This window comes from Enterococcus dongliensis (genome assembly GCF_031927985.1).
Lineage (GTDB): Bacteria > Bacillota > Bacilli > Lactobacillales > Enterococcaceae > Enterococcus_A > Enterococcus_A dongliensis.
Genome location: NZ_JARPZC010000001.1, coordinates 74,582 through 98,798 on the forward strand (window position 1 = coordinate 74,582; position 24,217 = coordinate 98,798).

At 38.1% G+C, this 24,217-nt stretch carries 27 protein-coding genes, 1 tRNA gene and 1 other annotated feature; of the genes, 5 read left to right on the forward strand and 23 right to left on the reverse strand.

Translation table 11 applies throughout. The features are described from left to right. Window positions 1–243: 243 nt before the first annotated feature. From P7D84_RS00340 to rplU, 8 genes are all read right to left on the reverse strand, one after another. The gene (locus P7D84_RS00340; protein WP_311804643.1) at window positions 244–1,683 is read right to left on the reverse strand and encodes a TrkH family potassium uptake protein; all 1,440 of its coding nucleotides are present in this window, start codon (window positions 1,681–1,683) and stop codon (window positions 244–246) included. A 12-nt stretch (window positions 1,684–1,695) separates the two neighbouring features. Next, window positions 1,696–3,063, reverse strand: coding sequence for a Trk system potassium transporter TrkA (trkA, locus tag P7D84_RS00345; RefSeq protein ID WP_311804644.1), 1,368 nt, complete (start codon window positions 3,061–3,063; stop codon window positions 1,696–1,698). Window positions 3,064–3,253: 190 nt separating this feature from the next. Then, on the reverse strand, window positions 3,254–4,597 hold the full coding sequence (gene brnQ, locus P7D84_RS00350; protein ID WP_311804645.1) for a branched-chain amino acid transport system II carrier protein: 1,344 nt from the start codon (window positions 4,595–4,597) through the stop codon (window positions 3,254–3,256). A gap of 210 nt (window positions 4,598–4,807) precedes the next feature. Further along, window positions 4,808–6,001 carry a tRNA epoxyqueuosine(34) reductase QueG gene (gene queG / locus P7D84_RS00355; protein WP_311804788.1) on the reverse strand — a complete coding sequence of 398 codons (1,194 nt, stop codon included), beginning with the start codon at window positions 5,999–6,001 and terminating at the stop codon, window positions 4,808–4,810. A 5-nt stretch (window positions 6,002–6,006) separates the two neighbouring features. Next, window positions 6,007–6,504 carry a hypothetical protein gene (locus P7D84_RS00360; RefSeq protein WP_311804646.1) on the reverse strand — a complete coding sequence of 166 codons (498 nt, stop codon included), beginning with the start codon at window positions 6,502–6,504 and terminating at the stop codon, window positions 6,007–6,009. A 173-nt stretch (window positions 6,505–6,677) separates the two neighbouring features. Next, window positions 6,678–6,971, reverse strand: a complete 294-nt coding sequence (rpmA, locus tag P7D84_RS00365; protein WP_010745708.1) for a 50S ribosomal protein L27 — start codon at window positions 6,969–6,971, stop codon at window positions 6,678–6,680. A gap of 12 nt (window positions 6,972–6,983) precedes the next feature. Then, window positions 6,984–7,334: a ribosomal-processing cysteine protease Prp gene (locus tag P7D84_RS00370; RefSeq protein ID WP_137602970.1), complete on the reverse strand. Its 351-nt coding sequence runs from the start codon at window positions 7,332–7,334 to the stop codon at window positions 6,984–6,986. An 18-nt stretch (window positions 7,335–7,352) separates the two neighbouring features. Beyond that, window positions 7,353–7,661 (reverse strand): 50S ribosomal protein L21, encoded by a 309-nt coding sequence (gene rplU / locus P7D84_RS00375; RefSeq protein ID WP_137602969.1) that lies wholly within the window; start codon window positions 7,659–7,661, stop codon window positions 7,353–7,355. Window positions 7,662–7,681: 20 nt separating this feature from the next. Then, window positions 7,682–7,753, reverse strand: a sequence feature (ribosomal protein L21 leader region). A 195-nt stretch (window positions 7,754–7,948) separates the two neighbouring features. Here rplU and P7D84_RS00380 point away from each other — a divergent pair. From P7D84_RS00380 to P7D84_RS00395, 4 genes are all read left to right on the forward strand, one after another. After that, window positions 7,949–8,596, forward strand: a complete 648-nt coding sequence (locus P7D84_RS00380) for a uracil-DNA glycosylase (RefSeq protein ID WP_311804647.1) — start codon at window positions 7,949–7,951, stop codon at window positions 8,594–8,596. Beyond that, a complete protein-coding gene (locus P7D84_RS00385) occupies window positions 8,596–9,264 on the forward strand; it encodes an O-methyltransferase (protein WP_137602967.1) in 669 nt (222 codons plus the stop codon). Before P7D84_RS00380 ends, P7D84_RS00385 begins: the two co-directional genes overlap by 1 nt. Window positions 9,265–9,402: 138 nt before the next feature. Continuing rightward, window positions 9,403–9,476: transfer RNA gene (locus tag P7D84_RS00390), tRNA-Arg, on the forward strand. Between the two features lie 127 nt (window positions 9,477–9,603). Continuing rightward, complete coding sequence (locus P7D84_RS00395) at window positions 9,604–9,984, forward strand: ACT domain-containing protein (protein WP_311804648.1); 381 nt, start codon at window positions 9,604–9,606, stop codon at window positions 9,982–9,984. 48 nt (window positions 9,985–10,032) lie between these two features. On the opposite strand, the gene P7D84_RS00400 is transcribed toward P7D84_RS00395, so the two are convergent. Further along, the gene (locus P7D84_RS00400) at window positions 10,033–10,539 is read right to left on the reverse strand and encodes a signal peptidase I (protein WP_311804649.1); all 507 of its coding nucleotides are present in this window, start codon (window positions 10,537–10,539) and stop codon (window positions 10,033–10,035) included. Between the two features lie 333 nt (window positions 10,540–10,872). On the opposite strand from P7D84_RS00400, the gene P7D84_RS00405 reads away from it, so the two are divergent. Then, window positions 10,873–12,414 (forward strand): MFS transporter, encoded by a 1,542-nt coding sequence (locus P7D84_RS00405; protein WP_311804650.1) that lies wholly within the window; start codon window positions 10,873–10,875, stop codon window positions 12,412–12,414. Between the two features lie 46 nt (window positions 12,415–12,460). Here the strand turns inward: P7D84_RS00405 and lplA are convergent, their stop codons facing one another. The 14 genes from lplA to P7D84_RS00475 all read right to left on the reverse strand — a co-directional run bounded on the left by lplA (window position 12,461) and on the right by P7D84_RS00475 (window position 23,947). Further along, on the reverse strand, window positions 12,461–13,468 hold the full coding sequence (gene lplA, locus P7D84_RS00410) for a lipoate--protein ligase (RefSeq protein ID WP_137602964.1): 1,008 nt from the start codon (window positions 13,466–13,468) through the stop codon (window positions 12,461–12,463). A gap of 57 nt (window positions 13,469–13,525) precedes the next feature. Then, window positions 13,526–14,263, reverse strand: a complete 738-nt coding sequence (locus P7D84_RS00415; protein WP_137602963.1) for an MBL fold metallo-hydrolase — start codon at window positions 14,261–14,263, stop codon at window positions 13,526–13,528. Then, window positions 14,260–14,625, reverse strand: coding sequence for a DUF975 family protein (locus tag P7D84_RS00420; RefSeq protein WP_311804651.1), 366 nt, complete (start codon window positions 14,623–14,625; stop codon window positions 14,260–14,262). The genes P7D84_RS00415 and P7D84_RS00420 overlap by 4 nt, the downstream gene beginning before the upstream one ends. Next, window positions 14,591–15,034: a hypothetical protein gene (locus P7D84_RS00425; protein WP_311804652.1), complete on the reverse strand. Its 444-nt coding sequence runs from the start codon at window positions 15,032–15,034 to the stop codon at window positions 14,591–14,593. The genes P7D84_RS00420 and P7D84_RS00425 overlap by 35 nt, the downstream gene beginning before the upstream one ends. Window positions 15,035–15,076: 42 nt before the next feature. Next, the gene (locus P7D84_RS00430) at window positions 15,077–16,153 is read right to left on the reverse strand and encodes a M42 family metallopeptidase (protein WP_311804653.1); all 1,077 of its coding nucleotides are present in this window, start codon (window positions 16,151–16,153) and stop codon (window positions 15,077–15,079) included. A gap of 227 nt (window positions 16,154–16,380) precedes the next feature. Next, window positions 16,381–17,523 (reverse strand): ABC transporter permease, encoded by a 1,143-nt coding sequence (locus P7D84_RS00435; protein WP_311804654.1) that lies wholly within the window; start codon window positions 17,521–17,523, stop codon window positions 16,381–16,383. Then, a complete protein-coding gene (locus P7D84_RS00440) occupies window positions 17,524–18,618 on the reverse strand; it encodes an ABC transporter permease (protein ID WP_311804655.1) in 1,095 nt (364 codons plus the stop codon). An 8-nt stretch (window positions 18,619–18,626) separates the two neighbouring features. Beyond that, on the reverse strand, window positions 18,627–19,568 hold the full coding sequence (locus P7D84_RS00445) for an ABC transporter ATP-binding protein (RefSeq protein WP_311804656.1): 942 nt from the start codon (window positions 19,566–19,568) through the stop codon (window positions 18,627–18,629). A gap of 106 nt (window positions 19,569–19,674) precedes the next feature. Beyond that, a complete protein-coding gene (locus P7D84_RS00450; protein ID WP_311804657.1) occupies window positions 19,675–20,787 on the reverse strand; it encodes a sensor histidine kinase in 1,113 nt (370 codons plus the stop codon). Beyond that, window positions 20,774–21,418 carry a response regulator gene (locus P7D84_RS00455; RefSeq protein ID WP_137602956.1) on the reverse strand — a complete coding sequence of 215 codons (645 nt, stop codon included), beginning with the start codon at window positions 21,416–21,418 and terminating at the stop codon, window positions 20,774–20,776. Before P7D84_RS00455 ends, P7D84_RS00450 begins: the two co-directional genes overlap by 14 nt. A gap of 184 nt (window positions 21,419–21,602) precedes the next feature. Next, the gene (locus P7D84_RS00460) at window positions 21,603–22,373 is read right to left on the reverse strand and encodes an ABC transporter permease (RefSeq protein ID WP_137602955.1); all 771 of its coding nucleotides are present in this window, start codon (window positions 22,371–22,373) and stop codon (window positions 21,603–21,605) included. After that, a complete protein-coding gene (locus tag P7D84_RS00465) occupies window positions 22,370–23,290 on the reverse strand; it encodes an ABC transporter ATP-binding protein (protein ID WP_311804658.1) in 921 nt (306 codons plus the stop codon). The genes P7D84_RS00460 and P7D84_RS00465 overlap by 4 nt, the downstream gene beginning before the upstream one ends. Further along, the gene (locus tag P7D84_RS00470) at window positions 23,287–23,622 is read right to left on the reverse strand and encodes a DUF1048 domain-containing protein (RefSeq protein WP_137602953.1); all 336 of its coding nucleotides are present in this window, start codon (window positions 23,620–23,622) and stop codon (window positions 23,287–23,289) included. Before P7D84_RS00470 ends, P7D84_RS00465 begins: the two co-directional genes overlap by 4 nt. Before the next feature lies 1 nt (window position 23,623). Further along, entirely contained in the window at window positions 23,624–23,947 is a 324-nt protein-coding gene (locus P7D84_RS00475) for a PadR family transcriptional regulator (protein WP_137602952.1), read from the reverse strand. Between the last annotated feature and the right edge of the window lie 270 nt (window positions 23,948–24,217).

Consider the following 24,217-nt stretch of genomic DNA (forward strand, 5'->3'; position numbering starts at 1 on the left):
CACCTTCTTTATTAGTGTATTCATACTACCAATCATCTATAGTTTTCATTAAAATGTCAACCATTTCGCTGTAAAGCAATACACTATACGTTTTTATGTATTTAACTATTTGATTGAGTTTCTACTATTATATATTCAAAAAAGCAACTCGAAATTTTCTAGCAAGCAGTAAAGCAATAAAAAAAATTATTACCAGCTGGTAAATTATACTAAAAAATCTTATCCAAAAACAGGATAAGATTTTTAACTTTTCCAAAAGGGTTTGGAAAAGAGCAATAACATAGGAAACATCTCTAAACGACCCGCTAACATCGCAAATGATAGTGTCCATTTAGAAACATCAGATAAAAAGCCGAAGTTTCCAGTCGGACCAACACTCTCAAAACCTGGGCCGACATTATTGATACAGGTAGCAACAGCCGAAAAAATCGTTTGAAATGAACTATTCTCCAGTGATAAAATCAGCAATGAGCTGATAAAGACCAATGAATAAAGAACCAAATACGCATGGATACTTCCCATCGTTTTTGCTGAAATCGTCTCACCTTCATAGCGTAAAGATGTTACGCTATGAGAATGAAGAATTTTTTTCAATTCTTGGACTGCGTGTTTAATCAAGATCTGGATTCGTGAAACTTTGATTCCACCACCGGTCGAACCGGCACAAGCTCCTACAAACATCAATAAAAGCAAAATCACCTGTGAAAACATCGGCCAAAGATCATAGTTCGTCGTTGTAAATCCTGTTGTCGTAATAATGGACGCTACTTGAAATGCCGCATACCGAAAAGCTTTTAGATATGATGGATACTGCGACGAGATGTTGATAGTGATTAGGAGCGTCGAGATTGCAATGATTGCTAAATACCCGCGTAGCTCTTCACTTTTTAATACTAAAAGGATCTTTCCAAAGATAAAAAAATAGATCAAATTGAAATTAATCCCAAATAAAATCATAAAGATTGTCAAAACACCATCGATATATGCACTGTTATAGCCGGCAATTCCGGCATCACTCATGGCAAATCCACCTGTTCCTGCTGTTGCAAAAGAATTCAATATACTATCAAAAATCGGCATATCACCAAGCATTAAAAGAAGGATCTGAATCAGGGTCAACACGGTGTAGATTACATACAAAATCCGAGCAGTCACACTAACTTTTGACACTAATTTACCGATGATTGGTCCAGGCATCTCAGCTTTTAAAATATGCATCGTTCGACCAGAAGCTATCGGAATAAACGCCACTGTAAACACTAAGATTCCCATTCCACCGATCCAATGAGTGAAACTGCGCCAAAATAAACTTGCCTGACTGATGCCACTTAATGTTGGTAAAATTGATGAGCCTGTCGTGGTAAAACCAGAAACAGTTTCAAAAAAAGCATCTGTAAATGAAGGAATCTCCCCAGATAACATGAAAGGAAGTGCCCCAAACAATGACAACAAGGTCCAACTAATCCCGACGATAAAGAACCCTTCTTTAGCAAAGATATTTTGATTTTTAGGTTTTTTCCAACTCAATAGCGTTCCTACCAAAAAAGTAAAGACTGCTACAACTAGATAAGCTATCGCCGCTTGCTCATGATAGATTACCCCGATGATACAAGGCAATAGTAACAACAAGGCTTCTACTTTCAACAATTTGCCGATCGTAAATACGACCATTTTTCTATTCATAGTGATCCACCGTTATCTCCTCACTAGATCGTTCAGACTGCTGATTTTTCGATCTGTCGTAATAATTACGATATGATCTTTTAATCGAATCTCTGTATCCCCTTTCGGAATAACAAATCCTCGTTCTCTAGAAATCGCCGCGATCAATATATTATTTTTCAGTTTCACGTCAGAGACTTTCTGATTCAAAAAACAGGTTTGCGGTGTAACGACAAACTCCATCGCATCCATGTCATCATTGAATAGGTGATGCAGCGTTTTAACACTGCTGTCATCATCTTTATTATTTTTCGCTCGAACATATCGCAAAATATGTGTAGCGATGATATTTTTCGGTGAGACCACACTGTCGATATCCAGTTGATCTAAGACGTTCATAAAATTGGTTCTCGTTACTTTAGCAACCGTCTTTTTTGCCTTCATTTGCTTGGCATATAGCGAAATAACGATATTCTCTTCGTCAAGACCGGTCAAGGCAACAAAGGCATCCACTGACTCGATTCCTTCTTCAATCAAGACTTCTTCATCACTTCCATCTGATTCAATAATCGTTGCTTTTGGCAGCATGATGGAAAGTTCTACACAACGCTTAGGATTATTTTCAATGATCTTGACTTGGATACCATGCTCGATCAATTGATGCGCTAAATAATACGCGATCCGGCCGCCGCCGACAATAATGATCCGTTTGGTTTTTTGTTCAAATAAATTGATGTCTTGACAAAAGCGGACTAAATCACGGTGTTGCCCCATTACGTGGATACGGTCTCCTTGTTCAAGAACGACATTCCCATCAGGAATAAGCAACTCGCCTTTTCGCCGAATTGCACAAATCAGGACATTGGCTTTAGATACTTTGTCCAGTCGATTCAACGAGACACCGATTAGTCGGGCATTTTCTTTTAAGCGAAATTCCGCCAATTCAATCTTTCCGCTAACAAATGTATCTACTTTAAAAGCAGAAGGAAAAAGCAAAATCCGACGAATCTCGTTAGCAGCCTCTAATTCTGGATTAATAATCATGGATAAGCCAAGCTGATCACGCATAAAGGAACGCTGTTTCAAATATTCCGGATTCCGAACACGAGCAATCGAATTTTGTGCTCCCATTTTTTTTGCCATTAAACAGGCCAAAATATTCAATTCATCTGACTGTGTTACTGCGATGATGATATCTGTTTTGTTCACACCGGCCTCTAATAAAATATCATAGGTCGCGCCATCACCTACCACACCTAAGACATCAAACTGATTGACGATTGCCTCAACTTTTTCCGCATGCAAATCAACGACCACTACATCATAATCATACTCTTCATTTGACAGATACTGCGTCAGAGCTTTCCCGACTTTTCCAGCACCTAAAACAATAATTTTCATTTTATTCTCCTACATATTACTAATGTTCTCGTTTCCCCATTCTAGCTCTTTCCAATTGAAAAGACAACGACAGTCCAAGAAAGATTTCTTCCTTCATCCAAGTCAAAAAAACAGATGATGACCTTTCAGCAAATCATAAAAAAAAGCCCATCACATGATGGACTACTAATTGCTAGATACTTAAAAGAACTTATTGTTTTTGAATGACCCGTGAATATATCAAGCCAAGCAAAAATCCTACCAATGCTGGTAAGATCCAGCCCATCCCAATGGTGAAAAAAGGCAAGTATTTTCCAGCAAACGTTAAAAGTGTTTCTACTAACGGCAGTCCTGAAATCCCGGCTGGACTTGCTGCTAACGCATCGAAAATAGCAGCGATAACTGTAAATGCGGTCGTTGTTTGATACACAATTTTTTTATGTTTGAATAATGGGCTGATAATCGACAATAAGATCAACGTCATCGCCAAAGGATAGATAAACATCAAGACTGGCAAAGAGATTTCGATAATTTTTGTCAATCCAATATTCGCAAAAAGACAAGGGAGCGCACTAGCTATGACGATAAAAAATTGATAACTCCGCCGAGGAAATAATTCAACAAAGGTTTCAGAAAATGCTGTAACTAAGCCAATAGATGTTTTCAAACAAGCGGAGATAACAATCAAGGCTAACAAAATGCTCCCAGCAGTTCCAAGATAATAATTCGCTATTTGTGCTAAAGCAACACCACCATTTTCACTAATAGCAAATTTTCCTAGACTCATCGCTCCTAAATAAGCCAAAGAGGTATAGATAAGTCCCATCAAAACAATACTGATTGCACCCGATTTAATCGTGTCTCGTGCAATTTGATTTGGATTTTTTATCCCCATGGAACGGATCGTCGTTACGATGATGATACCAAATGCCAGAGAAGCCAATGCATCTAATGTATTATATCCTTCAGTGAATCCTTTAAAAAATGCCGTCGTTTGATAGGCCGGTTGGATTAATGCTGTGTCTACTGAACCTAAGGGATGTGAAAAACCAAAAACGAGCAAAATCCCTAATAATAGCAAAAAGATCGGATTTAAAAATTTCCCAACATAATCCAAGATTTTCGTTGGTTTTCGTGAGAAAAACCAGGTCAGCACAAAGAATACAATACTGAAAATCGTCAGTGTGATTCCACGCTGATCACTTGAAACAAAAGGGGCAACACCAATTTCAAATGATGTTGTCGCTAACCGCGGCAAGGCAAAAAAAGGACCGATTACCATATAAATCAAAAATGTAAAAACAAACGCATATTTTTTACCGATTTTAGATGCTAAGTCCAAAACACCTTCACTTTGAGACACGCCGATTGCGATTACTCCTAAAAATGGCAACCCAATTCCTGTAACTAAAAAGCCAAGATTGGCTAAAAATACATTACTTCCAGCAAGTTGTCCCATATTGACCGGAAAGATCAAATTTCCAGCACCAAAAAAAAGACCAAAAAGCATTGAACCGATGTACAAATATTGTTTTAATGAGAGTTTTCTTTCCATAATGTCTCCTGACTAAGTATTTGATTAAAGTTGTATTAGCTAATTGTACACAAATGTTTTCACTCTGACAAAATATTACTATCAAAAAATTTATTATTCTCATAAACAATCCAACTTTTAAGCTGATTTACTCATGTAAAAAATAGCGGTACTCTGCCAGTGATGGTCAGTACAAAAAAAGGCAGCTCAGAGCCACCTTCTGCTTAAAATTTATTCGTTATCGATCTTTTTCTTTCGTGTTCGTTCTTTTCTTGCTGTTTTTTTGTGCAGTTGTTCCATCGCTTGTTCAATTTCCATTAAAGCTTCCGGATCAGTCTCCTGCTTTTTCAATTCTTCTAGCTGGGCAAACCATTTTTCAGGCTCTCGTTTGCCTAAACGACCAATCGCCCAAGCGGCAGTACCACGAATAACTGGACGAACATCTTTTTGTGCACAAGTCAATATTTCTGGCAATGCACTGCGATCACCTAGATTAGCCAGCGCAATCAACGCGTTTCGTTGCAACGTTTTTTTCCCACGCCACGAACCCGCCAAATGACCAAACTGACCATTGAACTCTTTGTTAGAAAGGGTAAGAATTGGTTTTAATTTAGGATAAACTTCATCGACTTTCGGCTCCATCTCTGGATGAAAATGGAAATCTTTCCCTTGATTGTATGGACAGACTAACTGACAGATATCACAACCGTAAACGACATTTCGAATTTTTTTACGATATTCTTCCGGCATCATGCCCTTTGTTTGCGTTTGATAAGAAAGACAGCGTTTCGCATTCATCCGGCCATCTCCTAGCAAGGCATTCGTTGGACACGCCGTCACACATCTCGTACAATCACCACAACCAAACGGAACTGGTTCATCTGTTTCAAATTGAATATTGGTGATGATTTCTCCTAAATAGACAAATGAGCCATATTCTTCTGTGATCAACAGACCATTTCTCCCGATAAAGCCTAGCCCCGCGCGTTGTGCGACCGCTACGTCGACCAATTCACCCGTATCTACCTGCGGAGCAAAACGCCAATTTTCTTGTTCTTGCAGATCGGCCGCTTGTTCTTTGATAAATGCGATCAGTTTCTCCAAACGATCGCGTAAAATATCATGATAGTCAATCCCCCAAGAGGCACGTGCGAACATCCCGCGTTTTTCATCATTAGGGATTTCTTCATGGATTTTTGTCGGATAAGCTAGTGCGATCGCAATGATTGTCTGGGGATTTTCAAAAGTCTTTTCAGGATAGATTCTTTCTTCTACGACTTTATGTTCGAACCCAGAGTTGTAGCCGCGTGCTTTTTGCTCATGCAAAGATTCTTCCAATTCATAAAAAGGTTCTGCCGAAGCAAAACCGATCTTATCAATCCCAATCCGTTTACTTTCTGCAATAATTTTTTCCTTTAAAGACAACATGTTCACACACTCTTTTCTCTTCTTTGATATCGCTGAAATATTTTAATCAACGGTTTGTTCAGTAACATATAAAAAACAGCAGTTCCAATTCCATGCATCACGTCAAAAGATACACCTGCTAAGTAATAAGGCAGAAACTGTTTAATCCCCCAAAACGGGGCCAACATAAGCGAAACAAGCAGTCCATACAGCAGACTCAGCAGAAAACTAACTACAACTTCACCTAGTAAAAAAGATTTTAACGGTGTCCACTTTTCCAATGCACCCATCAATAAAATAATAATAGCAAAAGAAAAAATCTGAGCAATCGTCCAAATCCCCATCCCTAAATAAAGATTTGTGATCACAATCGACAATGAACCAATGAGCAACGCCGGCAATACGCCAATATTTAACGTAACAATCAACAAGATTGCAGTGATTGGCTGGACATTAGGAATCAATGAAGTCAATAATCGGCCAACAACACAAACAGCTGTTAGTAAAGCATAGAGTGCCAATTCACGAGTAGAAAAAAATTGTTTTTTAATGGTTTATTCCTCCAAATCACTTTGAACTTATTTTAGCATAAAAAACTAGCTAGTAACTTTTTAAACGAATCCGATTTTCGAAATAACCAGCCAAACAAAAAAAGCTCCATCCCTTGAGCAACAAGGGATAGAGCCGATTGTAATTAAGCTTCTTGAGCGACTGGGTATACAGACACTTGTTTTTTGTCGCGACCTTTACGTTCGAAACGTACTACGCCGTCAACTTTAGCAAACAATGTGTCATCGCCACCGATACCTACGTTAACACCAGGGAAAATTTTAGTACCACGTTGGCGATAAAGAATTGATCCACCAGTAACAGTTTGACCATCAGCACGTTTAGCACCTAAACGTTTTGATTCTGAGTCACGACCGTTAGAAGTTGAACCGCCACCTTTTTTGTGGGCGAATAATTGTAAGTTCATATTCAATAACATGAGCTGCACCTCCTATGATTTAGATTCTGTTTGGATCATGATGTAATCCAAATATTCAGTTTCGATTGATTGCAGACCTAACAATAAATGCTCTAACAAAATTTGCGAGATATTCATCTGCTCTTGAGTCATCGAATCATCTAAGTTCAATGTTACATGAAGATAACCACCTTCACGATCATTGGTTTCGACGGTAGGAATGACACCTGCTAGTGCATCTAAGCTATTTACAGTGCTGATGGCCAGTGCAGAAACAGCGGAACAAACGATATCACTACCGTAAGGCCCTGCTTCAGCATGACCGGTCAATGTAAATTCATTGATTTGACCTGCTTGATTTCGAGCGAATGTACCTTTGATCAACTTAGGCACCTTCTTTTTTTATGCTTTGATTGAGTCAATGACAACTTTAGTGTAAGGTTGACGATGACCTTGTTTACGGTGTGAATGTTTTTTAGGTTTGTATTTGAAAGTAACGACTTTCTTTTGTTTGCCGTGTTTTTCAACAGTTCCTTCAACAGTTGCACCTTCAACGATAGGAGCTCCTACTTTTGTAGTTTCGCCGCCTACTAAAACAACTTGATCGAAGACAACTTTTTCGCCAGCTTCAACGTCTAATTTTTCAATGTAGACTGCTTGACCTTCTTCAACTTTAATTTGTTTACCGCCAGTTTTGATGATTGCGTACATGCTTGTGGCACCTCCTTATATTAGATACTTAGACTCGCCATCCCAAGTGACCGAAGTTCTTACTAACTTGTTCTGTGCGGTTGTAGCTGTGGGTTCCACAATTACAACATTCATAGTTTACTAAAAAAGATTAGTCAAGTCAATGATTAATTATTGACGGGCGCGCCGCTTTTTTCTACTATTAGTAAGACAATCAATTCATATCATCTACTTGCTGTCTTAATAAGTATGGCAAGATGATCCGCATAAGGATTAAAAATTTTGTGATCAATAAGTGAGGAGACATCATGGATTATCCAACAGAGCTAGTCGATTTAGTAGCAAAACGATCAAAAGATTTCCAGCTTGAAGGTTTTATCGCAGGGCAAGGACCACTTCAGCCAAAAGTGATGTTAGTGGGTGAAGCACCAGGACGAAATGAAGTCATCAATCATATCCCTTTTTCTGGCGCAGCTGGAAAAGAATTGATCCAAGTGATGGCATCAATCGGTCTGACTCGAGAAAATACTTATATCACCAGTGCGGTCAGAAGTCGTCCGTATAAAATTATTGAACGGATTAATAAGAAAACAAAGGAAAATGAGACTGTTTATCCAAATCGAACCCCGAACAAAAAAGAAATACTAGCACATGCCCCGATTTTAGATTATGAAATTGCCACTGTTCGCCCAAAGATCATTGCAACCTTAGGCAATATCGGTCTACAACGACTGCTTGGACCAAAGCGGCAAATCAGCGAATGTCATGGTGAAATTTATCAGGGTCCTATATTTGAATTGACCACTGAAAAAAATAATTATCAATTATCTGAAAAAACTTACACTGTCGTCCCCTTATTTCATCCAGCAGCGATTTTTTATAATCGTTCTTTAAGTGAGACAATCAAAAAAGATTGGCTGATTTTAGGGAAATTACTAGAAAAAGAGGAAAAATAATGCGTAATGAAATGATGTACCGCCCAATAATCAATGAAGATATTTTGCACTATTTACGAACAGAACAAAAATCTCTAACTGGTGCTTTAGGAGAATTGGAAGAGCTTGCCCATGAAAATGGCGTCCCTGTAATCCCTCATGAAACTGTCGTCTTCCTACAATTTTTATTGCGACAAAAACGGCCGAAAACTGTTTTAGAGATTGGTACTGCGATTGGTTTTTCAGCTAGTCTAATGGCGGAAACCCTTGGAGAAGACGCAAAAATAACGACCATCGATCGTTTCCCTGTGATGATCGAAAAAGCAAAGAAAAATTTTGAAAAACTTGATTTAACTGAGCAAATTACTCTATTAGAAGGAGATGCGGCAGATTTACTCAGCAGTCTAGAAGGGCCTTACGATTTTATTTTTATGGACAGTGCCAAAGCAAAATACATCACCTTCTTGCCTGAATGTTTGCGTTTGTTAGCAGATGATGGCATTTTGATGGTGGATGATATTTTTCAAGCCGGGACGATTTTACAACCTATCGAAGAGATTCCCCGTAAAAACCGTGCAATCCACCGCAAATTAAATGAATTTTTAGCAGAGATCACTAAATCTCCCGAACTTTCATCGACATTGCTTCCTTTAGGTGATGGTGTTGCTTTGATCTCAAAAAATAAATAGACCGTAATTGGAAAAAATTACTCTAATTGTTATCTTTCTCTATGATATCTTTCAAAAGCTGCTTTTAAAGTAAAAGCATGGATTGGGATTGACAAGTAATGGTAGTTTTTCTATAATAGCAGTTGTTGCAAAACTACTGTCACAGTAGCTCAGCTGGATAGAGCATCCGCCTTCTAAGCGGACGGTCGGGGGTTCGAATCCCTCCTGTGATATAAAAAACCGCTAGAGACTCGATCTCAAGCGGTTTTTTAGTATTTTTTGAACTACTAAAACGTAGACAGCAACAATCAGAGGAAACTATCTTTGATTAATCTGGCTATGACAAAAAGGAGTTTTTAAATGAATCTAATAACCTTACCGCAAAAATTATCTGTGTACCAAGTGAGTAATCTACATGCAGTTGATCTGACACAACAGCCGCTTTTTATCGGTATAAATGATGAAGAAATTTCAGTTGTTTCTGCTACTGATACGGTACCTGCCGATACGATTGAGCGCGAGGATGGTTGGAAAGCTTTTAAAATCGAAGGAATTTTAGATTTCAGTTTGGTTGGGATCTTAGCAAAACTCGCTACTTTATTAGCAGAAGTCAAAATCAGTATTTTCGCTGTCTCAACATATAATACGGATTATATTTTAGTCAAAGCCGACGACTATGTTGCGGCCATCACGGTCTTGCAAGAAAATGGATACACTATCAAACAAACATTATCAGACTAAGTTTGGCTCGCTTTCTCTTTTTTACATTCTGATATTAAGACAAAAGATTCAATCAATTGGCTGCCGAAACTTTTGTCTTATCTCAGTCTGAAAAAACAAAGTTGAAAGTGTCATTAAAATAGCACCGACAAATAAACCTATCTTTAAAATATTCATCACTTTTGTATTTGCTAAAAATCCTATGTACGGTAAATAAAAATATGGACGACCAATCAAGTTTCGTTCATGTACTAAGCCCATCTCAGCTTTATCAGAGTTGTCGCCTTTGACAAAATACCCATCAATTTTATTATCGATAGCTAAGACGCGTCGTGTTTTAATCGTTTTCCCTTGATTTTCATAATAAGTGATGGTATTCCCAACATGAATGGGCTCTGAGACATCTTTTACAAACACTAATCCCCCTTTACGATATCCCGGTGCCATTTTATTGTCTGAAATCACATAAGGTGTCACATTCAATACTTTTGGAATAACAATTGTTAGGATAGCTAATAAGAATAGACAAAAAATTAATACAGCATAAACAAATGTTATTTTTTTATTTCTTGGCACTGACTTTCGCCTCCTCTAAAAAAAGAAATCCTCTTTATATCCATCATATCATATTACTCAAATTTTTCTATTTTTTAACGAATCATTGAACAAAATCTGCATTTGATTTGACTAGAAAGCGCAATATGTTACTATCATTATAGTTTATAGATAATTTATTTTATTTTTTTAATAAAAGGAGGCGCCTTTGTCATCAAATTTTTATTCCACAAAAATACTTTTCGATTGTCTAATAAAACGAGATTCCTTTTTATAATATCAGTTATTTTAATATTTATTTTAACCATTGGTTTTAAAGTGATAGAAGAAATAAAAAAAACAAGTGTCGTAGAATTGGATAAACATTGGACCTTTATCGTCAAGGGTCATTCTGATCATTACATCGTGGGGCAAACAGATCAACGGCTAAAAAATATCCCGCCTAATACTGCTTTGATCATGCAACAGCCTTTAGATATGACACTAAAAAATCCGCAAGTCGTCTTACGAGCCAATCATCAATGGGTATTCGTCTATATCGGGGAAAAACTTATTTACAGCTATGATGCTACAAATAAACAGAGCAGACCTGGATTATTACAAACAACGATTCATCTGCCAGATAATTATCGCCAACAAAAACTGCGAGTCGTTACGAAAACACCTTATGATTATTATTCTGGCATTCCTGCACAAATTTTTATTGGAGAAGCAGCTGCTGTCAATCGCTTTTTTATTCTACATGCCTTACCTCAGTTTTTACTTTTCAGCCTGTGCCTAACGTTAATTGCACTGATGTTTGCAGTCATTTGTTTGAAACCAGCGCAATCAAAAAAACAGCTCCTTTCGTCGCTGCTTTTGATTGGTTTTATTTTTCTTATCGGTTTGCAATCGCTTGCTTTGAATGTTCCTGCCAGTGCCTTGTTTGATCCAATCATTTTATCAACGCTCTATAATCTGACATCCATTCTTATTCCGGTTTTTTTGACTAGTTATTATTGGTTGCGGACAAATAAACATCGCCAGTATTACCTTTATGGCGTTGGATTGCAGATTTTATTGCTTATTTTTGGCTTAGTTTCTCTAGCAGTCGGTAAATTATCTTTACCTGTTGCGATGCAGATTTTTAGTGGTTTTAACGTCTTTATGACTTTATTTACTTCAGCGATTGCTTTAGCCGAATCTGCCAACGATAATCGCTTTTATACGATTTGTTCGCCGGCAATTATTATGGCCGCATTCGTCCACTGTTTCTTCTATATTCAACTTTTTGCCGGATCAGCTAATTTGACTACGGATTGGCCGTTGATCTTATTCAGCGGACTAATGATCTTGATTTCCGGCTACCACATAACAGAAGAAATAAGTGTTAGTTATTATCAGCGAGTCCAGCAACAAAAGCAGCTTGAACAAGGATTGATAATGAGAGAAAAACAAAAAAATTTATTAGAAACCTTCAATTTAATGGCAGAAAAAGAGGCGGATGAAGTAGATCAAACGCCTTCTTTGACCCATTTCTTGTATCAAATGGAGAATTATTATCAAAAAAAAATTCGTAAACAAGCAAAATTCTTTTCTTGCCAGTTTTTAACTAGTCCAGAAACGAAGAAGTTAGATGATGAAAAACTCACCTTTTTGATTCAATTATTTGAAAAGTTTCTGACAGATCCGATCTTCGGCACCATCGATATTTCGATCCAACAAAAACAGGACCAATTAGTGATTGAAAGCAAAACTAGCACTTTGGCGCGCCACTCTTTCGACCAATTTGCCGCCACGTCTACTATGATCGAGCCATATCAAGAATTGGAACAAGCCGTCAAACGTTCTAATGGGCAATGGCAGTGGCAAGAAAAAGAGAAGCAACAATATTTTAAGATTATTTTAGATCTATAATTTTTTAGTAACGCTTAAAGGCTGCGATAGTTATCGCAGCCTTTTTTTAATAGATTAATTCTAAAAATTCTTCTTTTGTAATATTTCCAAAGTAATGAGTTAAATCGATTTGATCAATACTATCTGCTAAAGCTTTTTTCTCATAACGAGTACCAATCAATTGATTTTCAACATCTTTGATTTCGCCTAGGCCGAAAAAGTCACCGAAAACTTTGGCTTTTTCAATCACGCCATTGACCACAGCAAGCCGTACTTCAATCGAACCGATTGAAAAACGTTTTTGACGCTCTAGATTGAATTCTGGTGAACGTCCATAATTCCAGTCCCAATTTTTATAATATTCATCAGAAATTTGATTGATGGCTTTCCAATCTGCTTCGTTCAATTCATGGGTCTTGATCTGTTCGACACTATCCACACCAAAAATCTGCAATAAAATCGCTTGACGGAATTCTTCAGTTGTCATGTCTTGTTTATCCGCAGGTAAGAAATCTTTGATATTCGTTACTCGCGAACGGATTGATTTGATTCCTTTTGATTCAATTTTGTCTTTTTTCACTTTTAAGGCATTAACGACTTCATCGATGTCACTATCAAACATCAGTGTCCCATGGGCAAACATCCGACCATTCGTTGAGTACATCGCATTACCGGAGAATTTCTTATCATCAATCACTAAATCATTCCGGCCCTTTAATTGTGCTCCTTCGATTCCCAATTTATGAAGCGCTTCAACAATTGGTTCCGTTAATTTTTTAAAATCTCTAAAAGAATTACCGTCATCAGGCATGATGAAACTAAAGTTTAAATTCCCAAGATCGTGATAAACCGCACCGCCGCCGCTTAGACGTCGAACAACGTGGATACCATTTTCGTCTACATATTCTTTATTGATTTCTTCGATCGTATTTTGGTTACGGCCGATGATAATAGATGGTTGATTAATATAAAAAAGTAAAATCGGCTCATCTAAAGGCATGTTTTGCAATAGATAGGTCTCGATGGCTAGATTCACTCGTGGGTCGCGTTCTTTATCATTTGGTACATATAACATCGTGTCAGCTCCTCGTTTTCTAATAAAATACTCTTTATTATTTTATCTCTTATTTTTCTAAATTTCAAAAATTTTGTGTGGTTGGGCTAATTCAACGGGAATTCCTCCACTTGTAGCTAACGCTTGTTGACGTAATTTCTCTAAGTCGCCATGCTGCGGCAGATGTGTCAATACTAACTTATTGACTGCTGCCTCTTTAGCAAAAGTTCCTGCCTCTCCTGCTGTAAAATGGGCTTTATGCCGTTCATTACCGTCAAATAAATAGGTATCTGCTAAAAACAAATCCGCTTCTTTAGCAAACTCATTGAATGACTCCAAATAACCCGAATCACCAGTAAAAACAAAAACAGCTCCCGTTTTTTCTTCAACAAAACGCATCGCATAACAAGGGACCGGATGAATAGTCTTCATAAATGTCACTAGAAATGGCCCAAGTTTTAATTCTTCCGCTTCAAAATAAGCATGTCCTTCAGTGACGCCTGCTAGTGTTAAATCCTCAAAATGGAACGAATCTTCGGTATGACCATAGATTGGCAAGATAGGCTTAGGCGTTTTAGTTGGATAAAGCTGCCAATAATATTGCAAGACACCAAGATCTGCGATGTGATCATGATGATAATGCGTCAAAATCACCGCATCCAAATCTAATGGGTCTATTTCTTTTTCTAACTCCACCAGTGTTGAACTGCCGGCATCTAATAAAAGATTGAATCCTTCTGATTGTAACAAATAACTAGTAGTTCCTTGACCTTTATACGGATAAGCACCCAAACAACCAAGAACGGTTAATTTCATACTGATCCCTCCTGATCCATTTTTTCTTTCAAGGCTTGATCATAAAAAGCTGCACTTGCTGTATTTACGTAGACAGCAACAAAAAGCAAGCCGACGAGTAATGCAACGATTCCTAAAATATACCAGCCAATAAAAGACAATTGTAATAGAATATATTTTCCCCAACGATCACTTAGCAAAAACCATGCCCGTTTGATACATTGACCTACACTTAATTCGGGGTAATCAAATTTCACCCAGACAGCAAATCGAAAAAGAATGCTGATGATGGCCGTCACTAGTAAAAAGACGAGCAATAAAATAAAATACAGTGTGAACAGGCCGATGTTAAACAACGTCCCCATATTCTCTACATTTGTCACACCACCTGAAGAAACAAGAGACAAGTAAACACTGCTTCCTGCTTGGTAGCAACAACGGCAAGAAAAAGAGCGCTGCTAAGACGTATTGGACAACTTGTGCGAGAATATTAATCAGCATTAATGGCACGTAATAACCTTTTTGAAAAACAACAAAGATTTGTCCCAGCTGGGCTCTGCCTCCGCGTACAACATATAAACTGATATAGTAAAGAGCAAAGCTAAATGCAAACAAGACAAAAATATTCAATAGAAACGTTATTCCCAACTGAATATTCTCATTACTAGAAACGGATGAGACGCCGCCGATTGCTCCTGTCAATAATCCGATGATCACGATCAATCCTACGTTGATTCCCCATTGATTATTTAAACGTTTTTTGGCTAATTGACGATAGTCACTAAGACGCATATGTTCACTCCTTATTTGTAAGAAATTATTCTCTTACGATTTTTAATAATTCTTGATTTCACCAACTGTATCATAGTCCAAACGTGCTACGACCTCTGTGACTAATTTAACTGTATTGAAATAATCTTCCTCATGGATGATTGATGTATGTGAATGCAAATAACGAACAGGAACTGTGATAGCTAATGAAGGAACTCCATCACGCGTCAAATGCATTTGACCAGCATCTGTCCCACCACCGGCGATTACTGTATATTGGAAGGGAATCTCTAATTCTTCTGCAACATCAATAACAAAATCTAATAGTTTTTTATACGGCACCATCGATGCGTCATAAATCAAAATTTGCGGACCCTTTCCTAAAATCGAATCTGCTTCTTTAGGCGTCATTCCTGGAGTGTCGCCTGCAGTTCCTGTGTCTAACGCAAATGCGACGTCTGGATTGACGATGTGAGAACTCGTTCGTGCACCGCGCAACCCGACTTCTTCTTGTACATCACTGCCAGCAAACAGTACATTGTGATGTTCACGCTTAGCTAGATTTTCCAAAACTCGTAAAGCTACAGCAGTACCAATACGATTATCCCAAGCTTTTGCTAGTAAAAATTTTGAGTCATTCATCCGTTGATATTTGATGTACGGGGTTACCATATCACCTGGTCGAATGCCCCAGTTTTTGGCTTCCTCAGCACTAGTTGCACCAATATCGATGAACATTTCTTTGATCTCAAATGGTTTTTTGCGGGCTTCAGGGGTCAATACATGGGGCGGTTTTGATCCAATCACTCCATGAATCAGTTTGCCTTTACGCGTTTTGATTTCTACTTGTTGTGCCAGCATCACTTGATTCCACCAGCCACCAATCGTTTGAAATTCTAAAAATCCTTTTTCTGTGATCTTTGTGACCATGAAACCAACCTCATCCAAATGACCAGAAATAAAAATTTTTGGGCCACCGCTGCCCTGCTTAGCGATCACACTACCTAAGCCATCAAAAAAAATATCGTCAGCAAATTCCTTTGCATAATTTTTAAATACCTCTCTGACTTCTTCTTCATTGCCGGCGATTCCTCGTGCTGAAGTCAAATCAATCAATAGCTGTTCTTCTTTTTTTTCCACACTTACTCCTCCTGTTTTACTTTGACTAATCTTACTTGTTGCAGATTCCTATTCATAAAAAGCGAAATAGCAATCTTTTTCATAAGCTCAGTATACCATTGTCAAAAAATTCTGCGTAGTAAGTTACTCCCTGTAAAAGAATCGCTGGCCGAACTTTTAAAGCAAAAAAACACCTCGCGATATCAATTATCGCAAGATGTTTTTCTTATTAACGATTTTTATTGTTTTTAATCAAAGACTTCCAAATTTTTCTTTTTCATGAAGCCATAGGTGGAAATACTGAAGAATAACAATAAAAATGCAGTCAAAACGACTAAGTTAAGCCATATATTGGCGTTGTTTTGATTTTGTAGTTGTTTGATTCCATCTAAAACCCAATATTGGGGGGTGATTCGTGCGATTTGTTGCATGAAATCCGGCATGATTTCATTAGGAATCAATGCTCCAGAGATCAAACTCGTAATCGTAAAAAGAATACTTTGTACGCCAGAAGCAAAAGATTGACTAGGTGAATTGATACCAATTGCGATTGACCAAGCGACAGCTACTAATCCGAAGGCTGCTAACATACCGATGAGCTGAATTGCGGCTAATCCGATATCGATGCGAAAAGCTAGGGTCATCAAACTGACAGTAAATACGACTTCAAATATCATCGCTAAAAAAGCAAACACAGCTGTTCCAATAAAATAAGCAGTTTTGGATACAGGTGTCGTCATCAATCGATGATAGATTTTGTTTCGTCGTTCATTTTGAATAGAATTAGCCCCAAAATTTCCGGATTGATAAAGCAATATCATCAACATGAAACCTAAAATTTGTAGTGTCATTTCCTTGCTGACGCTGTCTTTGGCAAAGGAACGAAAACGAATCGGTGTATTTTCTGCAGCAAAGTCAAAAGCAGTCTCTTCATCGCTGGCTGCGGCAAACTCAGCAATCGTCTGGACCTCATGGTAGACAGTTTTGGTTGTTTCTTTCAGAGAATCGATTGCTTCGCCTGCTTGAAAAGAACGAAATCTCACTGGAGCTAAGTCACCTTGGCGGATTTTCTCTGAAAAATCTTTTGGTAAGAATAACGTCGCTGTGACTTGCTGATCGGCTAATGCTTTATCCGCCTGTTCTTGATTTTTAAGCTCTTTTACCTGGATTCGTTTATCAAATGTATCGATAAAATATTGACTGTATGACGACTGGTCTTGATCAACGATTCCGACCGTCAAAGAATTGGCCGAGCCTGTACCAGAAGAGTTATAAATAAACAAATACATCACGATACTCAGTAGAGGAACACCGAGTAAAAATAAAACTTGCAAGGGATGATTTTTCCAAATAATGAATCGTTCACGAATGATCCACAAAATATCTTTCATTTAGAATTCCTCCCTACGATTTAGTACAATCGACATGCTAAGAAACATCAAAACGGCAAAGAGTAGATTCAAAATGATTCCCCGCCATTGTAATGCATTATTGGTCCATAACGCTTCTCGGATTGGCCCCATCACCCAGCCCATTGGTGAAAAATTCATCATTTCTTCGCTGACAGGAAAATACCCACCACCTAAAAAAGCAGCTATTTGAATGATGATTTGGGTGATTCCCATACCCACTTCTTTGCCGATTGTTTCTAAAAATGCCCCTAACGCTAAAAATAAGATCATCAGCGAAGACAAATTGAGAAAAGAAAAGCCAAATTGTTGCTGCCACGGTACATCAAAGACTGTTTGAGTAATCACCATCAAGACAAAGACTGCACAAAGCCCTAATAACACATGACCTAAAAAGGTAGAATTGATGATCGTTTGACGACTTACTGGACTGATTGCTTCTCGTTGAAGCGTTTTGTGACGACGGCTTTTACCAAACATTTCTAAGCCATTTTCTGCCATATACAAGATAAATAATGCAATCATCGCAACAGAATAATATTGATAAGATGTTGCCGGTTTTTTCAAATTGGTTTGATCAACAACGAGTGCTTTATCCAATTTTTCAGACACGTCAGAAATCTCTTCCGGTGCTTGACCGAATCGCTGAGCCCCTTCTAAACGGTGCATAGTTTGGAATAGTTCGACTAGATAGCTTTTCAATAACGTAAATTGGATATCTGACAGTTCATTCATTTCAACATCAATGTTTTTTCCAATTGATAGATACACATCTGCTTGTTTCTCTTTCAGCGCGTTGATTGCCTGTTTTTCATCCGAACTGGCTTTAAAAACTAGCTTAGGTGTTGAGACTTCTTGTAAGATTGCTTCAAATTGCGCACCTTTTTTCTGATCTGTGGCAACATAGCGGATTTGAATCGGATCGATCTTGTTTTCAATTTCAGAGGTCCCAAATGCCCCTTGTAATATCGAACCTAAGACTAACATCAGTGCCAATGGAAAGAGTAAAAAATAAATATAAGTAGATTTGTCACGGATCTGCTGAACAAATGCGCGAATAATAATTGTTCGATTCATCGTCTCACCTACTTATCCCTTAATTTGCGACCAGTCAAATTCAAAAAGACTGTTTCCAGATCGATCCGTTGTTGTTCAACACTATCAACTTCGACACCTTGTTTGATTAACTGCATCAGTAAATGATTCAGCGCGTTGCTTTCGACAGACACGGTAACGACCAACTGCTGATCTTGCAAACTAACTTGCACTACCCCTGCTTGCTGCTCCAATTCAGCTAAAACAACGGCTTCTGGATTGGCAACAGTGATCCAAATATTTTTTTGATCCGTCACAAGATTGACTAGCTCCGCCTCAGTCCCTTCGGCAATGACTTTGCCATGATCGATAATAACAATCGTATCGGCTAAACGTTCAACTTCTTCCATATAATGACTTGTGTAGATCAGAGACTTGCCTTCTTGACGCATTTTTTCAATCGTTTCCATGATATAGTTTCGTGACTGAGGATCGATCCCTACCGTCGGCTCATCCATAATGACTAATTCCGGACCATGAACGATTGCCATTGCGATGTTCAATCGTCGTTGCATCCCGCCAGAAAAAGTCGCCGGTTTGGCTTTTCGATGTTCCCACAATCCAACAACACGCAGCGCTTGTTCGGTGGCTTCTTTTAAATTTTGTCCGCGCAATCCATAAAGGCCGCCAAAATAACGAACATTTTCCTCGGCACTCAGATCATAGTAAAGAGCCAATTCTTGCGGCACAACGCCCACTTTTTTTCGTAATTCACGATTTTTTTCGGAAACAGCTTTATCAAAAAGCTTGATCTCTCCAGATGTTTTTCGCAACAATCCAGTGATCATATTGATCGTTGTCGATTTGCCTGCACCATTTGGGCCCAACAAACCTAAAATTGTTCCTTTTGTCACTGTAAAACTGACATTGTCGACAGCAATATGTGTACCAAATTTTTTGGTTACTTGTGTAAGCTCCACGATATGTTCCATAGTTGTCCCCTCCAACTTTTCTTACACTAAGCATACGCAAAAAAAAGAAACCACACCAGTGTAGTTTCTCATCATTTATCCATGAGATTTCTCATGTTAGTAACAGTCATCGTATTACTATTGGCAAAATCGTCGTTACTGTGAAGCCATTAGTTGTATCGATTACTAATTGTCCAGAAAGCATTGCGGTTCGCTCTTCCATCCCTAAAATTCCCAAACCTTTTTTATAACTTTTAGTCGTTTTGCCGTTGTTGCTGATTTCAAAACGCAAAAACCCTTTAAAGACATGTAACCGAACTGCTACCTCGGTGGCTTCGGCATACTTCAATGTATTTGTCAGGCTTTCTTTTAGATTTCCTAACAAAACTTGCCATTGAAAACTGCTCAGCTGATCAACTTTGCCAAAATAATGAAACGATGTTTTGAGTTGATAGCGTTCAGTAAAGCGTTGCAGTTCTGTCTTGAGTCGATTCAAGTTTAATGTTTCTTGCTCAGGCGCTTCGGCATGCAGAATTTTTCGTATGTCGTCAATACCTTCTCGCGTCGTGACAATCGCCTGATCCAATAATTTTTCTGCTTGTTTTTCATCTTTTTGATAGACAGCTCTGGCTGCTTCCATCTGAATCAATCCACCAGATAATTTATGCCCCAGTTCATCATGAATCTCGTGAACCAATCGCTGACGTTCCGATAAGATTGCTTCTTTTTCTCTAGCCTCACTATTCATGATACTTTGTTCAAATAAACTCGCCAATCGGTTGCGCTCTACTCGCAGCATGTCAGAAGAATCATTGAGCCCTCTTTTTTCTTGTGACAATTCCGCAATTGTTACTGATACATAAAAAACAAAAAGTGCCCAAAGGAACCCGCTAATCTGCATAGCTGAATTTGGCAAATGAATCCCATAAAACAAGAGCAAGGCACTTCCTGCAAATAGTATCAGCCGCTGATTTTTTTTCAGAATTAGGAAATTCATAATCGTTCCTGGTAAGAGATAAAAGGACCATGGTTGAAAAAAGGAGACAATTAAAACAATCCCCAATTGAAGCAATAGAAAAATAAATCGATATTTTTTGAAACTAGCACTCAATAACAATAAACTCAACCATAGTAAAAGCACAATGATAGCAGTCGTCAAAACAGGTGACTGCTGTACAAAAAGCAGCGTCAGCACACTTCCAACAGTCAACACACTGAAAAATAAATTAAAACGTTGCATCATGATCTCCCGCTTTACCAGTCAAATAATAAATAGCTACTTGGGTACGATGCTCCAGTGCCAACTTGTGAAGAATCGTCGATAAGCTATTATTAATCGTTCCTTCAGTCAAATACAATCGATTAGCGATTTGTTTGTTACTCAACCCGGCTGCGACTAGTCGTGTAATTTCAATCTCTCTTGGCGTTAAACTAGATAAATCTGCCGTCTTTTGTGCTGGATGGAATCCTTGCTTGGCTTTTTCCAATACATCTTGGGAAAGGATACTTTGACCTTTCATCACACTTCTGATTGCTTGGACCAATTGTTGAGGTTCAGTATTTTTCAATAAATACCCAACCGCACCATTTTTGATACCTTCGATAATATACTTATCTTCATCAAATGTCGTCAAAATGATTACTTTGGCGTTCGTCGTCTCAGTGATGATCTTGGTTGCCTCAACACCACTCATTCCTGGCATGCGGACATCCATTAAAACAACGTCGATTGGTTGGTGTTGGCAAAGTTCTACTGCCCGTTCTCCACGATCTACACAGTCAACGATGGTAAGATCTGTTTCGACACCTAATAAAACAGCCAATCCCCCAGTGATCAATTCGCTGTCATCTACCAATAATAGTTTGATCATATTTTTTCTCCCGCAGTTTTTCTTTATTGTAACGAAGTAGGGCCACTTTGCAAACGATTGATTGTAGTAAAAAGAATTTTTTATAATAAAAAAAGAATCAGAAAAACCACTACGAGACCAAACGATAAGATCAATTGATGATCCTCATAACATTTGTCAAATAGTGATCGTTCTGATTTTTTTATTAAAATACTTTTTGATATTTCCGATAAGACAAGATAGCAAAAATCACAACTAGTGCCATCAACCAGCCAAAGGCTTGCAATAGATTCCCGTTGTTTACTCCGATGTCCATCAATAATGCACGTGCGGCTTCCACGATTGGTGTCATTGGTTGATGATCAGCAAAGATCTCAATCGGTTTTGCCATTCCATCTGTCGGAACAAATGCTGAGCTGACAAACAGCAGCATGATTAGTAAATAAGAGAAACTGCCGGCACTTTCCCAACTTTTAGCTGAAATCGAAAATGGGATAGAAATCATTGTCATAGCAAAAGCAAACAGAACCGAAAGCAGTAAAAAGAGGAAGAAACTGCCAATCGAAAGTTCTGGACGAAAACCCATGATCAGTCCAATGACAAATGTCGTCAATTCAGATAGCAGCATAAACACAACCGAAGCCACGATATGCGATCCTAAAACAATCCACCGTTTGATGGGCAGTGTATGCAATCGATCCAAGAAACCACTTGTTTTGTCCATGTTGATACGCAGCGACGTATAAGCCGAACCCATCGTCATCGTAATCAACATAAAGCCTGGCAATGCATAGTTCAAGTAATCCGAAGTATTGGTCTGAGTACCGTTTAAACTGATACTGCCGCCAAAAACATAGACAAAAAACAATAACATAAAAATCGGTGTTCCAAAAACAGTGATCAATGTATCTGTGTTTGTCAAATTTTGTTTTAAAATCCGCTTGGTTAACGCGAATAATTGGGTAAAAGTTTTCATTTGTTTTGCTCCTTTGTGATCATTAAGAATGTTGTTTCTAAACTGATTTCTTCTGCTTTGAGTGCTAAGATCGTCAATTCATGAGCAACAAATAATTCAAGTGCTTGTTGTTGATCGGCTTCTGAGATGATTAGCCCTTCCTCGTCTGTAAACTGAATTCCAGCTTCTTCCAACAATGCTTTTCCTTGTTCTTGTTGAGCTGTTTCAAGTGTAATCTTAATTTCTTTACTCGTATTTTTTTTCAGTTCAGCAGGGGTGCCGGTCAAGACGATCTCTCCTTGATGTAAGAAAGAAATATGATCTGATAGACGATCTGCTTCATCTAGGTATTGAGTCGTCAAAAAAATAGTTTTTCCAGAATCACGGATTTCCCGAATAATCCGCCAAATCTCTAAGCGATTTTTAGGGTCGACGCCTGTCGTTGGTTCATCTAAAAAGACGATCTCCGGATCACCGACAAGTGACATGGCAATATCTAGTCGGCGCCGCATGCCTCCTGAATATTCTGCAACTCGTCGGTCGATAAATTCTTTTAATCCCAGTCGTTGAGTCAATTGTTCGATCTCAGCTTTAACATCTTTTACTCCTCGTAGACGTGCGATTAGCTGCAAGTTTTCATAGCCGCTAAAAAACATATCCACAGTTGTTTCTTGGGCATTTAGACTAATCAATTCTCGAACTTTGTCTGGCTGATCCTTCACTGACAATCCAGCGATGAGGATTTCACCACTGTCTTGTTGGAGCAAGGTAGTCATCATTTTGATTAGAGTGGTTTTCCCAGCCCCGTTTTCTCCTAATAACGTATAGATTTCACCTTTTTGTACCGACATAGAAATATCTTTTAAGACACTGACTTGATCGAATTGTTTTTTTGCATGCTTGATTGTAATAATAGGTTGTGATGAGAGTATGTTCATTTATCTTCGATCCTTTCAAATTCATTTTTTAATTTTTTGCGTGTTTTGCTGTACCAAAGAACTTCAGGATATTCTGCCATGATTTCATCTGCAAATTTCACTGGATCATTTCCTACTAATTCACTGATTGATCGTCCTTCAGCAGCGCCATCTGCAAATAATTGCAATAGATCTTCAAAAATCCCCATGAAATCTCCGCTGCCGACAAAATTCATCATATAATGATCCAATGCTGTCAAGGCTTGCCCGTACTCTTTAGGTAATTCCTCTTTTGCTTTTAAATAATCTTTGTATCTTTTTTTCTCATTGCGCATTTTTTTATACCATTTCATCTTAGTTCTCTCCTTTTAATTCCCGCAGTCGTTCTTCTAAAAAATTCCATTTTTCCCAAAATTCTTTTAAGTAGGCGTGACCAGCTGCATTCAACGTATAGAATTTACGTGGGGGTCCTAATTCAGACTTCCGTTTTTCAACAATCAATAATCCTTTTTTCTCCAGTCGAAGCAAAACGGTATAAACCGTTCCTTCAACGATGTCTTCAAAACCAAGATCTACTAAATAATTGGTGATCTCATATCCATAAGTCTCTCCTTTAGCGATTTTTTGAAGAACAATCCCTTCTAATACACCTTTGAGTAATTCTGTTAATCCTTTCATCAACATTTCCCTTCTTTTAGCCAATTTGATTACATCTCGTATATAGTTATACTAAGTAGTGAACATACATCAAATACTTTGTTTCAGTCCGTATTCCCGGTACTCGCTATTACTAGGTTCTGGTATATAATATTACTATGTAGTAGAAAGGTCAAGGACTTTGCTTAAATTTTTTTGTTTTTATCTTGCTGTACAGCCTCTAAATAATTTAAACAAAGTTTTGTTTCTTTGCTTTGACTGGAAAAAATTTATTCAAAAAAAATAAGCGTT